Genomic DNA, 12,479 nt, shown 5'->3' on the forward strand with positions numbered 1-12,479 from the left:
GCTGCCGCTGCCGCTGCCGCTGCCGCTGCCGCTGCCGCTGCCGCTGCCGCTGCCGCTGCCGCTGCCGCTGCCGCTGCTGCCGCCCGCCCGCTGCCGCTGCCGCCGCCCGCTGCCGCCTGCCCGCTGCCGCTGCCGCCGCCCGCTGCCGCCGCCCGCTGCCGCTTTTGCTGCCGCCCGCTGTCGCTGTCGCTGTCGGGGCTTGGCGCTGGCTGTCGCTGTCGGCAGGTGTCTGCCCTCGCTGTTCGCTGCCGCCGGCGGGTGTCGGCCGTCGCTGTCACTGGGGGCGCGCTGCCTGCCCCCTAGGTACGGCGTCTGGTGTGCCTTGCCGTGGGCGGGTGTGGGTGGTGTGGCCCGCTGCCCCGGTTGGTTGGTGGGCAGCGGGCGGGGTTAGGGGGTGTCGGGGGTCTTGTGGCCGAGGTCGTGCTGGAAGTCGGACGGGAGGGTCAGGTCCAGGCCGTAGTGGTGGTAGAGCTGCAGCTCCTGTTCGGGGGAGAGGTGGCGGCCGACGCCGAAGTCGGGGGCGTCCTTGATGAGGGAGCGCTCGAAGGGCACGCGCAGGGTGTCGCCCACCATCTCGCTGGGCTCCAGCGGGACGAAGGCGTCCCGGCTGAAGAGTCCGGTGCGTACGGCGGCCCATTCCGGGACGCCCGTGGCGTCGTCGAGGTAGACCTCGTCGACGGTGCCGATCTTGGTGCCATTGCGGTCGAACGCCTTGCGGCCGATCAGGCTGCGGGGATCGATGTCGGTCTGCACGGTCCGGTCCCTCCATCTGGGCGCAAATCCTCCGTAAGCACTACAAAAGTGCATTTCTGGAGAGGGGGCCACTCGAGGGAGGTCCGCAGATCCTCGCTGGTAGGCTGGGTGACGGCTGTTGACCCTGTGCGGGAGAGTCCTCCGAGTGAGTGAGACGGAGGCGCCGAAGGAGCAAATCCTCCCCGGAATCTCTCAGGCATACGTACCGCACGTGGTGAGGCCACTCTGGAAAGCAGGTGCGGGTACCGGGCGCGCAGTGCCGGTACCTCTCCTCACCGACGGTGAAAGCCGGATCTCGTGGGCGATCCCCACGCGGCCCGGTGAAGCTCTCAGGTTGTGATGACAGAGGGGGAGGCCGTCCGGGTGCCCGCGCCGTGGTGCCCCTCGCAGGTCGTACGACCAGGAGGCCTCCGTACATGACCGCCAACCGCATTTCGCTCTCCCAGCTGGAGCGAGGCATCCCCTTCGAGCAGCGCCACATCGGCCCGGATGCCGAGGCGCAGGCGAAGATGCTCGCTCAGGTGGGCTACGGCTCCCTCGACGAGCTCACCGCCGCCGCGGTGCCGGATGTGATCAAGACCACCGCCGCGCTGAACCTGCCCGAGGCGCGGACCGAGGCCGAGGTGCTCGCCGAGCTGCGTCAGCTCGCCGACCGCAACCAGGTCCTGTCGTCGATGATCGGCCTGGGTTACTACGGCACCTTCACGCCGCCGGTGATCCTGCGCAACGTCATGGAGAACCCGGCCTGGTACACGGCGTACACGCCGTACCAGCCGGAGATCTCCCAGGGCCGCCTCGAGGCACTGCTGAACTTCCAGACCGTCGTCGCCGAGCTGACCGGCCTGCCGACCTCCGGCGCCTCCCTGCTCGACGAGGGCACGGCGGCCGCCGAGGCCATGACCCTGGCCCGCCGCGTGGGCAAGGCCAAGGGCAACGTCTTCCTCATCGACGCCGACGCGCTGCCGCAGACCATCGCGGTGATCGAGACCCGCGCCGAGCCGATCGGCATCGAGGTCGTCGTCGCGGACCTGTCGGACGGGATTCCGGCCGAGATCGCCGAGCGCGGCGTCTACGGTGTGCTCCTGCAGTACCCGGGTGCCTCCGGCGCCGTGCGGGAGATCAAGCCGGTCATCGAGCAGGCGCACGGGCTCGGCGCCATCGTCGCCGTCTCCGCCGACCTGCTCGCCCTGACCCTGCTGACCTCGCCGGGTGAGCTGGGCGCGGACATCGCGGTCGGCACCACCCAGCGCTTCGGCGTCCCGATGGGCTTCGGCGGACCGCATGCCGGCTACATGGCCGTCCAGTCCAAGCACGCCCGCTCGCTGCCCGGCCGCCTCGTCGGCGTCTCCGTGGACGCGGACGGCAACAAGGCCTACCGCCTGGCGCTGCAGACCCGTGAGCAGCACATCCGCCGCGAGAAGGCCACCAGCAACATCTGCACCGCGCAGGTGCTCCTCGCCGTCATGGCCGGCATGTACGCCGTCTACCACGGCCCGGACGGGCTGCGGACGATCGCCCGCCGCACCCACCGCTACGCCGCCCTGCTCGCCGCCGGTCTGACGGCCGGCGGGGTCGAGGTCGTGCACGGCGCCTACTTCGACACCATCACGGCGCGGGTCCCGGGCCGGGCCGCCGAGGTCGTGGCCGCGGCGCGCGAGGGCGGGGTCAACCTGCACCAGGTCGACGCCGACCTGGTCTCCGCCGCCTGTGACGAGACCACCCTGCGCGCCGACGTCGCCGCGGTGTGGGCGGCCTTCGGAGTCACCGCCGATCTGGAGGCGCTCGACGCCACCACGGCCGACGCGCTTCCCGAGGGGCTGCTGCGCCAGGACGCGTACCTGACCCACCCGGTTTTCCACCAGCACCGCTCCGAGACCGCGATGCTGCGCTACCTGCGCAAGCTCTCGGACAAGGACTACGCGCTGGACCGCGGCATGATCCCGCTGGGCTCCTGCACCATGAAGCTCAACGCGACCACCGAGATGGAGTCGGTCACCTGGCCGGAATTCGGCCAGTTGCACCCCTTCGCCCCGGTCGAGCAGGCCGAGGGGTACCTCACGCTCATCACCGAGCTGGAGGAACGTCTCTGCGAGGTCACCGGCTACGACAAGGTCTCCATTCAGCCGAACGCCGGCTCCCAGGGTGAGCTCGCCGGCCTGCTGGCCGTCCGCGCCTACCACCGGGCGAACGGCAACGAGCAGCGCACCGTCTGCCTCATCCCGTCCTCCGCGCACGGCACCAACGCCGCGAGCGCCGTGATGGCCGGCATGAAGGTGGTCGTGGTCAAGACCGCCGACGACGGCGAGGTGGACGCGGACGACCTGCGCGCAAAGATCGAGCAGTACCGCGACGAGCTCGCCGTGCTGATGATCACGTACCCCTCCACGCACGGTGTGTTCGAGGAGCACGTCGCCGACATCTGCGCCCAGGTGCACGACGCCGGCGGCCAGGTCTACGTGGACGGCGCCAACCTCAACGCCCTGGTGGGCCTGGCCAAGCCGGGTCACTTCGGCGGCGACGTCTCGCACCTGAACCTGCACAAGACCTTCTGCATCCCGCACGGCGGTGGCGGCCCGGGCGTCGGCCCGGTCGGTGTCCGGGCGCACCTGGCCCCGTACCTGCCCAACCACCCGCTCCAGCCGACCGCCGGTCCGGAGACGGGCGTCGGTCCGATCTCGGCCGCTCCGTGGGGCTCGGCCGGCATCCTGCCGATCTCCTGGTCGTACGTGCGCCTGATGGGCGGCGAGGGTCTCAAGCGCGCCACCCAGGTGGCGGTGCTCGGCGCCAACTACATCGCCAAGCGCCTCGAGCCGCACTACCCGGTGCTCTACACCGGCCCGGGCAACCTGGTCGCGCACGAGTGCATCATCGACATGCGCCCCCTGTCGAAGGCGACCGGCGTGAGCATCGACGACATCGCCAAGCGCCTGATCGACTACGGGTTCCACGCGCCGACCATGTCCTTCCCGGTCGCCGGCACGCTCATGATCGAGCCGACGGAGTCCGAGGACCTCGCCGAGATCGACCGCTTCTGCGACGCGATGATCGCCATCCGCGCCGAGATCGAGCGGGTCGCGGGCGGCGAGTGGCCGGTGGACGACAACCCGCTGGCCAACTCCCCGCACACGGCGGCGGCGCTGGGCGGCGAGTGGAACCACCCGTACACCCGCGACGAGGCCGTCTTCCCGGGCGGGGTATCGGCCGCGGAGAAGTACTGGCCGCCGGTGCGCCGCATCGACGGTGCCTTCGGCGACCGGAACCTGGTGTGCTCCTGCCCGCCGCTGGACGAGTACGACAACTGATCGTCACCGTCACCTGATTGACACCGGCACCTGATCGACAACTGATCGAGTGGCGTGGCGAAGGGGCCGGTCCGGGAGTTCTCTCCTGGACCGGCCCCTTTCGCTTGCTTCGTCGGCTAGGCCGCCTTCATCACCTGTGCCGCCGCGAGCGCGCGGTGCGGGGCGATGATCTGGCCGTCCGGCAGCAGCTCACCGGTGTCCTCGAAGAGCAGGACGCCGTTGCACAGCAGGCTCCAGCCCTGTTCCGGGTGAACGGCCACGGGGTGCGCGGCCTCCCGGTCGGCGGAGTCGGCGGACGGGCATGCTGGCTTGTGCTGGCACATGGATGCGTTCTTTCGCTGCGGTGTGGTCTGTGTGCTGCGGCTCGATGCGTTGGTCATGGCCGCCCCCCGTATCAACGACTTGGCTCGGTCAGAGTCCCCAGTGTTCCCCCACGACCTAGTGTCCGGAGGGATTTCCCGGCAGCTGTCCTCATAGATTGATGACGCATCACCCGTGCGGGCGGTTCAGGTCAACTCCCCTGTCATTTGGGATGGTTCGCTGGGGGCCCGAGTGGGCTAGGCCGAATGGGCAGATCCGGCCAGGGGCCGGATCAGGCGGCCGGCGCGGCCATGGAGGGCGGTGCCGGGGGAGCCGTCGGCGTGAGCCGATGGGTCAGTACGGGCAGCAGTTCGGACACGGGGTGCGGCCGGTACGCGGCGATGCCGGGCGGGGCGGGCGCCAGCGGGACCAGGAGGTCGGCGGCGGCCGGCAGTCCGGCGGAGGCGTCGGCGCCCACCGATCCGTGCAGCCACAAGGTCAGCATGTACAGCTCCGGTACGGACAGCAGCCGCGGCTGGTAGTTCTTGCCGAGCGATTCGGCCTGGCGCAGCGCGCGTTCGGTGGCGGAGACGTAGGGGCCCTCGAAGAAGTGGGAGAAGGCCCACCCGTCCGGGGTCAGCCGGGTGTCGGCCGCCGCGACGTAGCGGTCCCCGCTGCGGATCAGGAACCGCCAGCCGGTCAGGCGGGTACGCGGCGGCCTGCCGCCGGCGGTCAGGCCGGAGACGTGCAGCCGGTCCAGTACGTGGACGGGCAGCGGCAGTTCGGCGGTCAGCGGCCCCTGGAGGGCGCGCAGGGCCGGGGTGTGCGCCTCATGGACGGCGGTGGGGGAGCCGAGAGCCGCGAGGACGCTGCGCAGGGCGGGCGCGGGAGCCGGAGGGACGTGCAGCGGCATGATGGGTCGCCTCTCACTTGGGAGACCTGTGGAACGGGGCGGGTACGGGGTGCGGACGGCGCTGTCGCATTCTGGGGTCAGAGGGGGGCTGAGGGGCAATGGCCGCGCGCCAACTCTCTGCCTCGCATGCGGAGTTTATCCGACATGTGTTCACGCAGTGTTTCGGCTAGCTGTCCCGCCTATTGCCGACAAGGCGCTTACCGGTCCCGCTGACGTGGCATTCGTGCCGGGTGCGCGCAAAAGTTCCGCGCTGACCTCGGAGGTTACCGGATGTGGGCTCGGCTGAAAAGCGTCGGTTATCGGTAACCGGCAAGGTCTACGCTGTATTTGCGCAGAGGCGTTTGCCAGGTGAATGTGCCAAAGCGCCCGTCGGCCAAACCGGCGCGCGCTCCCCGCCAGTCACGCCCCTTCCGCGTTATCGATCACGCCGCCGGGGCATCATCGACCGTAACGCGCGCCTGGGTGGTGGATCCATTCCACACCGGCCAGGCCCAGTCGAGGAGGGACGCTTCGATGGGGGAGAAGGTCGTGGCGGGCGGATTCGACCTGTCCGATCGGCAACGGTACCGGAGGAAGCTTCACGAGTGCCTGGAGGTACTGGAGCGACTTCTGGAGGAGAAGAGGTTCGATCGCCCCAAGAACATGATGGGGCTGGAGATCGAGCTGAATCTCGCGGGTGCCGACGGGTTGCCGAGAATGGTGAATGCGCAGGTCCTCGAGCGTATTGCCAGCAATGATTTCCAGACCGAACTGGGAATGTTCAACCTGGAGGTGAACGTCCTCCCGCACCGGCTCGGCGGCCGGGTATTCGACCGGCTCGCCGAAGAACTGAGCGCGGGTCTCGGCTATGCCCACCGGCAGGCTCAGGAGGTCGACGCCGGGGTGGTCATGATCGGGATTCTGCCGACGATCTCCCGCACCGACCTGGTCACCGCCAACCTCTCGGCGGTGGACCGCTACTCCCTGCTCAACGAGCAGATCCTGATGATGCGGGGCGAGGACTTCACGCTCGACATCGACGGGGTCGAGCGGCTGACCTGGACCTCCGGGTCGATCGTGCCGGAGGCCGCCTGTACCTCCGTACAACTGCACCTGCAGGTGACCCCGGCCCGGTTCGCGGACGTGTGGAACGCGGCCCAGGCGGTGGCGGCCGTACAGATAGCCGTCGGCGCCAACTCGCCCTTCCTGTTCGGGCGGGAGCTGTGGCGGGAGTCGCGGCCGCCGCTCTTCCAGCAGGCCACCGACACCCGGCCGCCCGAGCTCCAGGCGCAGGGGGTGCGTCCGCGCACCTGGTTCGGCGAGCGGTGGGTGGACTCGGCGTACGAGCTCTTCGCCGAGAACGTCCGCTACTTCCCGGCCCTGCTGCCGATCTGTGACGAGGAGGAGCCGCTGCGGGTGCTCGCCGAGGGCGGGGTGCCGAGCCTGCAGGAGCTGGTGCTGCACAACGGCACCGTGTACCGCTGGAACCGCCCCGTCTACGGGGTCGCCGACGGGGTGCCGCACCTGCGCGTGGAGAACAGGGTCCTGCCCGCCGGCCCGACGGTGGCCGACGTCGTCGCCAACGCGGCCTTCTACTACGGGCTGGTACGGACGCTGGCGGACGAGCAGCGCCCGGTGTGGAGCCGGCTGCCCTTCGCGGAGGCGGAGGCCAACTTCGACGCGGCCTGCCGTTACGGCATCGACGCCCGGCTGCGCTGGCCGCGCCGGGGCCGGGGCGGTGGACTGGCGAGCGTGCCCGCGGTGCGGCTGGTGCTGGAGGAACTGCTGCCGATGGCGGCCGCCGGACTGGACGCGTGGGGCATCGAGCCAGCCGACCGGGACCACTACCTCGGCGTCATCGAGGAGCGGTGCCGGCGCCGGGTGAACGGAGCCACCTGGCAGGTGGACACCTACCACCGGGCGGTCGCGGGCGGGCTGGAGCGGGACGCGGCGCTGGCCGCGACCACGCGCCGCTACAGCGAGCTGAGTCACCGGGGAGATCCCGTGCACACCTGGCCGGTGGGTCTGGGGGGTGGCGCGGCGGCGGCCGGACCGGCGGCCGCGGACTGATTCCGGGGCCCGCCCGGTCCCGCCCGGTGATCCCCTTGCCCCGTGGAGGAGGCAGTATGGGGTGATCGGGGTGGGTCGCCCCGCGAGATGTCGCAGCCGAGATGTCGCAGCGGTGGCGGGACGGGAGCGGGGCGTGCGGACGGAGCCGGAACCGGTGGTCGGGGAGCTCGAACTCGGCGAGGGCCCGGGCGGGCGCAGGATGCTGCGCTCCGAGACGCTGCTCGTGCTCGCGCTGTCCCTGGGCGCGAGCGGCGTCTCGGCGCTGATCAGCTTCATCGGCTCGCTGACCAAGCCGGGCGGGCTCAAGGACCAGGCCGCCACGCTCAACGGCTCGTACGCCCCCGGGCGGCCCTGGCTGGACCTGGCCTGGCAGCTGTTCGGCATCGCGAGCGCCCTCGTCCCCGTGCTGCTCGTCGCGCACCTGCTGACCCGTGAGGGCGCGCCCGGGCTGAAGGTGCTGGGCTTCGACCGCAGCCGGCCCTCGTGGGACCTGGGCCGGGGCGCGCTCGTCGCCGCCGGCATCGGCAGCGCGGGGCTGGCCTTCTACCTGGGGGCTCGGGCGACCGGCTTCAACCTCACGGTGGTGCCGGAGGCGCTGCCCGACGTGTGGTGGAAGTTCCCCGTGCTGATCCTCTCGGCGGTGCAGAACTCCGTGGTGGAGGAGGTCATCGTGCTGGCCTACCTGCTGCGCCGGCTCGACCAGCTGGGCTGGTCGCCGATGGCCGCGCTGCTCGCCAGCTCCGTGCTGCGCGGCTCGTACCACCTCTACCAGGGCATCGGCGGGTTCATCGGCAACGTGGTGATGGGCGTGGTCTTCGTCCTCGCCTACCGGCGCTGGGGCCGGGTGGGGCCGCTGGTCGTCGCGCACGCACTGCTCGACATCGTGGCCTTCGGCGGGTACGCCCTGCTGGCGGGCAAGGTGGGCTGGCTGCCCACCCCGTAGGCGCACCGCCCGGCCGCTCACGGTGCGCTGAGCAGCTCGCCGTTGACGACCGTGACCGCGCGCCCGATCAGCAGCGTACGGTCGCCCAGCAGCCGGACTCGGACCAGGCCGGTACGGGCTCCGCCCTGGAGGCCGACCAGCTCCGTGCGGCCCAGCCGCCGCGCCCAGAAGGGGGCCAGCGCGGTGTGGGCGCTGCCGGTGACCGGGTCCTCGTCGATGCCCACGGCGGGGAAGAAGCCGCGCGAGACGAAGTCGTAGCCGCGGGAGGGGTCCTCGGCCGCCGCGGTCACGATGATCCCGCGCCGGGCGTAGCCGCGCAGGGCGGCATGGTCCGGCGTGAGCTCCCGTACGGTCCGCTCTTCGGCCAGCTCCACCACGAGGTCCCCGATGTGCTCGGAGGTGTCGTGGACCGACTTGGCCGTGGCGCCCAGCGCGCGTTCCACGGCGGCGTCCGGCTTGACCTCGGTCAGGGAGGAGGTCGGGAAGTCCATGACCAGGGTCCCGTCCTCGGCGGCCGTGACCTTCAGGATTCCGCAGCGTGCAGAGAAGCGGACCGTCCCCGTCGCGAGGCCGCTGGTGGCCAGGACGTGGGCGGTGGCCAGGGTCGCGTGGCCGCACATGTCGACCTCGGCGGCCGGGGTGAACCAGCGCAGCGCCCAGTCCGCCTCGCCGCCGGGCGGGAGCGGATGGGCGAAGGCGGTCTCGGAGAGGTTGACCTCGGCGGCGACCTGCTGGAGCCAGGCGTCCGGGGGGAACCCGCCTTCGAGGAGCAGGACCCCGGCGGGGTTGCCGCCGAAGGGGCGGTCGGTGAAGGCGTCGACGATTCGGATGCGCATGTCCTCGACCGTAGGGACGCGGCGGAGCCGCCCGCAAAGGCCAATCCGGGATGACTGGACTGGTCGGGGCCGGCCGGGGAGGTATCGGAGGTCAGGAGGGGATCCGAGGTGTTCGTTGAGGGAGTTTCCGATATATCGTTGACGCATCGCGATGGGTCAGTGATAGTGGAGACATCGCAACAGCGACATCGGGATGCCGAATGAGGAAAGGAGCGCAGTCATGCGTTCGCACGGACAGCACGGACAGCACGGACACGGTCACGGGCATGAGCACGGACGGGGTCACGGGCACTGCGGGCCGGACCGTCGGGAGGAGTTCCAGGGGCGCCGCGCCGCCTTCGGGCCGTTCGGGCCGCCCTTCGGCGGCGGGCCCTTCGGGGGCCGCGGCGGGCGCGGCGGACCGCGTGGCCGGGCCCGGCGGGGTGATGTGCGCGCCTCCATCCTGGCGCTGCTCACCGACCGGCCCATGCACGGCTACGAGATGATCCAGGAGATCGGCGAGCGCAGCGGCGGGGCGTGGAAGCCCAGCCCGGGGTCGGTCTACCCGACCCTGCAGCTCCTGGAGGACGAGGGCCTGATCACCAGTGAGAGCGAGGGCGGCAAGAAGCTGTTCACGCTCACCGACGCCGGCCGCACCGAGGCCGAGTCCGGCCCGGACGCTCCGTGGGCGGAAGCCGGGCGAGGGTTCGACTTCGAAGCGATGAACGAGGTCCGGACGGCCGGTTTCGGTCTGATGGAGGCCTTCGGGCAGGTCTTCAAGACCGGCACTCCCGCGCAGCGGGAGAAGGCTCTCGTCGTCATCAACGACGCCCGCAAGAAGCTCTACCTGATCCTGGCCGACGAGCACTGAGTCCCGGTCGGCGGGACCTCCCGCACGCGACGGCGCGCCCCGCGAGACCTCTCGCGGGGCGCGCCGTCGCGTGTGCCTGTGTGCATGGGTGTGCGTGTGGGTGCGTACGGACCTGCTCGACCGGGAGTGGTGCTCAGGCGACCAGGCCGGAGAGCTTGCGGAGCGACTCGTTCAGCGCGGCGGTGGCCGAGTCCTTGAGCTTGCCCGCCATCAGGGAGACCGCGGCGCCGGTGAACTCGCCGTCGATGCGGACCGTGGTGGCGCCGCCGTCCGGGACCAGGGTGTAGCGGGTCAGGACGGCCACACCCATCGGGCCCTTGCCCGTGATCGCGAAGACGCGCTCGTCCTCCAGCTCTGAGACCGTCCAGAGGACCTCGGCGGGGAAGCCCATCATCTTCATGTTCTCGGCGAAGGTGGAGCCCACCGCGAGGGTCTCGGGACCGCCCTTCGGGAAGTTGGTGTGGGTCATGCTCCACTGGCCGTAGGCGTCCCAGTCGGTCAGCTGGGACCAGAGCTTCGCGGCGGACGCCTCGATGCGTGATTCCGCGGTGACTTCAGCCATGCGACCACCCCTTCTCGTCAGGTACGTGCGGCGGAAGGTAGTCCCGGCGGACGCAACATTCAAGACTGACGACCTGTCAGATATCGGGGAGTGGGGCAGGCGTGGACCCGGTCGGTGTCGGGCAGGTCTCGGGAGCGTCTCAACAGGTGTCTCGGTCCTGTCGCTCCTGACCGGTCCTGTCATGATGTCCGGATGCAAGCGTCAGGGAGACATGCCGGACTGGGCCTCGCCCTCGTTTCGGCGATCGCGTTCGGTGGTTCGGGTGTGGCGGCGAAGCCGCTGATCGAAGCGGGTCTGGATCCGCTCCACATGGTCTGGCTCAGGGTGGCCGGGGCGGCGCTCGTGCTGTCCCCGCTCGCCTGGCGCCATCGCGATCTCGTACGCCGCAAGCCCCTGCTGCTCGCGGGCTTCGGGCTCATCGCCGTGGCCGGCGTCCAGGCCTTCTACTTCGCCTCGCTGTCCCGGATCCCGGTCGGCGTGGCCCTGCTGCTGGAGTACCTCGGCCCGGCGCTGCTGCTCGGCTGGATCCGCTTCGTGCAGCGCAGGCCCGTGACCCGGGCCGCCGCGGCCGGCGCCGCCGTGGCCGTCGTGGGTCTCGCCTGTGTGGTGCAGATCTGGGCCGGGCTCAGCCTCGACCTGTTCGGCGTGCTGCTCGGCCTCGCGGCCGCCTGCTGTCAGGCCTTCTACTTCGTCTTCGCCGACCAGGGCAGTGACGGGGACGACGTTCCCGACCCGATGGGCATGATCGCGTACGGCATGATCGTCGGCACCCTCGTGATGACCGTGATCGCCCGGCCCTGGCAGATGGACTGGCAGGTACTGGGCGGCGACGCGGCGCTCGGGGACCTGATGGTGCCCGCGCCGGTGCTGCTCGGCTGGGTGGTGCTGATCGCGACCGTCTTCGCGTACCTGACCGGTGTGGTCTCCGTGCGCAAGCTGTCGCCGCAGGTCGCGGGCGTGGTGGCCTGTCTGGAGGCGGTCGTGGCGACCGTACTGGCCTGGGTGCTCCTCGGCGAGCACCTCTCGACCTGGCAGATCATCGGCGGCGCGCTGGTGCTGGGCGGGGCCTTCATCGCGCAGACCTCCCGGGGGCAGGCCGCGCCCGGGGTCGCGGAGCCGGTGGCGGCCCTGGACCGCGATCCGAGCAAGGTCTAGGCTCTCGATCATGCCGACGACCGTGCTTCCGCCTCCCGCCGCCTAGCGCGGGCGGCTGCCACCACGTAGGAGAACCCGGCCCGGGCCGTGACCCGGGCGGATTCGCGCTGCCCGCGAAGCGATGACCTGCTTCTTTCATCCTTCACGCACGCGCGGAGACCTCTCGTGTCGATCCAGTCGGACCAAACGCCCGCCACCGGGCGCAGCCTGCTCTTCCTCGTCATCGCCGGAACCGCCTGGGGTACGGCGGGGGCGGCGGCCTCGCTGCTCTACCTCGCCAGTGACCTCGGCCCGCTCGCCCTGTCGTTCTGGCGGTGCGCGGGCGGGCTGGCGGTGCTGCTCGCGGTACTCGCCGTACGTCGTCGCCCGCGGGGCGGAGCCGTCGGGGCGGCTGCTGTCCGTGCGGGCGCCGTCCGTGTGGGCGCCGTCCGGGCGTGGGCCTCGGTGGGGTCGCTGATCGGGACCGGGCTGCTGTTCACCCTCTTCCAGTCCGCGTACTTCGCCGCCGTGCGCGAGACCGGCCTCGCCGTCGCCACCGTCGTCACCCTCGGCTCCGGGCCCGTGCTCATCGCGCTCGGGGCCCGGTACTGGATGGGGGAGCGGCTCGGGCGGGGCGGGATCCTCGCGGTCGGCGGGGCGCTGGCCGGGCTGGCCGTACTCGTCCTCGGCAGCGGCGGCGGCGAGGTGCGGCCGCTCGGCGTCGGCTGGGCGCTGCTGTCGGCCTCCGGCTACGGGGCCATGACCCAAGGCCGGGTAGTTAGCGTTTTCGCAGGTCACGCAAGCCTGTTGAAGGATTTCTGACGCAGTGCAACGGAG

General features: G+C 71.2%; 10 protein-coding genes, 1 pseudogene and 1 riboswitch. Of the genes and pseudogenes, 6 read left to right on the forward strand and 5 right to left on the reverse strand.

Features of this window, described 5'->3' with window-relative positions:
- Positions 1–387: 387 nt before the first annotated feature.
- Positions 388–753, reverse strand: coding sequence for a PRC-barrel domain-containing protein (locus tag MTF69_RS42070; RefSeq protein ID WP_243342110.1), 366 nt, complete (start codon positions 751–753; stop codon positions 388–390).
- 119 nt (positions 754–872) lie between these two features.
- Positions 873–971: riboswitch (glycine riboswitch) on the forward strand.
- A 198-nt stretch (positions 972–1,169) separates the two neighbouring features.
- On the opposite strand from MTF69_RS42070, the gene gcvP reads away from it, so the two are divergent.
- On the forward strand, positions 1,170–4,055 hold the full coding sequence (gene gcvP, locus MTF69_RS42075; RefSeq protein ID WP_243342111.1) for an aminomethyl-transferring glycine dehydrogenase: 2,886 nt from the start codon (positions 1,170–1,172) through the stop codon (positions 4,053–4,055).
- A 116-nt stretch (positions 4,056–4,171) separates the two neighbouring features.
- On the opposite strand, the gene MTF69_RS42080 is transcribed toward gcvP, so the two are convergent.
- Together MTF69_RS42080 and MTF69_RS42085 are read right to left on the reverse strand one after the other, a co-directional pair.
- Positions 4,172–4,378 (reverse strand): DUF5999 family protein, encoded by a 207-nt coding sequence (locus MTF69_RS42080; protein ID WP_279346915.1) that lies wholly within the window; start codon positions 4,376–4,378, stop codon positions 4,172–4,174.
- Between the two features lie 269 nt (positions 4,379–4,647).
- On the reverse strand, positions 4,648–5,268 hold the full coding sequence (locus tag MTF69_RS42085; RefSeq protein ID WP_243342113.1) for a hypothetical protein: 621 nt from the start codon (positions 5,266–5,268) through the stop codon (positions 4,648–4,650).
- Positions 5,269–5,781: 513 nt separating this feature from the next.
- Between MTF69_RS42085 and MTF69_RS42090 the strand changes: the two genes are divergently transcribed.
- Entirely contained in the window at positions 5,782–7,317 is a 1,536-nt protein-coding gene (locus MTF69_RS42090) for a glutamate-cysteine ligase family protein (RefSeq protein ID WP_243342114.1), read from the forward strand.
- 199 nt (positions 7,318–7,516) lie between these two features.
- On the forward strand, positions 7,517–8,260 hold the full coding sequence (locus tag MTF69_RS42095; protein WP_243342120.1) for a CPBP family intramembrane glutamic endopeptidase: 744 nt from the start codon (positions 7,517–7,519) through the stop codon (positions 8,258–8,260).
- Positions 8,261–8,277: 17 nt separating this feature from the next.
- Here MTF69_RS42095 and MTF69_RS42100 read toward each other — a convergent pair whose 3' ends face one another.
- Complete coding sequence (locus MTF69_RS42100) at positions 8,278–9,096, reverse strand: PhzF family phenazine biosynthesis protein (protein ID WP_243342115.1); 819 nt, start codon at positions 9,094–9,096, stop codon at positions 8,278–8,280.
- A 220-nt stretch (positions 9,097–9,316) separates the two neighbouring features.
- Here MTF69_RS42100 and MTF69_RS42105 point away from each other — a divergent pair, with 220 nt between their 5' ends.
- The gene (locus MTF69_RS42105) at positions 9,317–9,946 is read left to right on the forward strand and encodes a PadR family transcriptional regulator (RefSeq protein WP_243342116.1); all 630 of its coding nucleotides are present in this window, start codon (positions 9,317–9,319) and stop codon (positions 9,944–9,946) included.
- 133 nt (positions 9,947–10,079) lie between these two features.
- Here MTF69_RS42105 and MTF69_RS42110 read toward each other — a convergent pair whose 3' ends face one another.
- Entirely contained in the window at positions 10,080–10,508 is a 429-nt protein-coding gene (locus MTF69_RS42110; protein WP_243342117.1) for an SRPBCC family protein, read from the reverse strand.
- A 192-nt stretch (positions 10,509–10,700) separates the two neighbouring features.
- On the opposite strand from MTF69_RS42110, the gene MTF69_RS42115 reads away from it, so the two are divergent.
- Both MTF69_RS42115 and MTF69_RS42120 read left to right on the forward strand, forming a co-directional pair.
- Complete coding sequence (locus tag MTF69_RS42115; RefSeq protein WP_243342118.1) at positions 10,701–11,663, forward strand: DMT family transporter; 963 nt, start codon at positions 10,701–10,703, stop codon at positions 11,661–11,663.
- Between the two features lie 171 nt (positions 11,664–11,834).
- Positions 11,835–12,407: pseudogene (locus tag MTF69_RS42120) on the forward strand (EamA family transporter); the annotation flags it as partial.
- Between the last annotated feature and the right edge of the window lie 72 nt (positions 12,408–12,479).

This window comes from Streptomyces sp. AP-93 (assembly GCF_022808175.1).
GTDB lineage: Bacteria > Actinomycetota > Actinomycetes > Streptomycetales > Streptomycetaceae > Streptomyces.

What these genes read in the sequence shown, in the direction of transcription:
- MTF69_RS42090 (WP_243342114.1), top strand. Translation starts at nt 5,782, where the DNA reads ATGGGGGAGAAGGTCGTGGCGGGCGGATTCGACCTGTCCGATCGGCAA.
- MTF69_RS42115 (WP_243342118.1), top strand. Translation starts at nt 10,701, where the DNA reads ATGCAAGCGTCAGGGAGACATGCCGGACTGGGCCTCGCCCTCGTTTCG.
- MTF69_RS42085 (WP_243342113.1), bottom strand. Translation starts at nt 5,268, where the DNA reads ATGCCGCTGCACGTCCCTCCGGCTCCCGCGCCCGCCCTGCGCAGCGTC.
- gcvP (WP_243342111.1), top strand. Translation starts at nt 1,170, where the DNA reads ATGACCGCCAACCGCATTTCGCTCTCCCAGCTGGAGCGAGGCATCCCC.
- MTF69_RS42105 (WP_243342116.1), top strand. Translation starts at nt 9,317, where the DNA reads ATGCGTTCGCACGGACAGCACGGACAGCACGGACACGGTCACGGGCAT.
- MTF69_RS42110 (WP_243342117.1), bottom strand. Translation starts at nt 10,508, where the DNA reads ATGGCTGAAGTCACCGCGGAATCACGCATCGAGGCGTCCGCCGCGAAG.
- MTF69_RS42080 (WP_279346915.1), bottom strand. Translation starts at nt 4,378, where the DNA reads ATGTGCCAGCACAAGCCAGCATGCCCGTCCGCCGACTCCGCCGACCGG.
- MTF69_RS42095 (WP_243342120.1), top strand. Translation starts at nt 7,517, where the DNA reads ATGCTGCGCTCCGAGACGCTGCTCGTGCTCGCGCTGTCCCTGGGCGCG.
- MTF69_RS42100 (WP_243342115.1), bottom strand. Translation starts at nt 9,096, where the DNA reads ATGCGCATCCGAATCGTCGACGCCTTCACCGACCGCCCCTTCGGCGGC.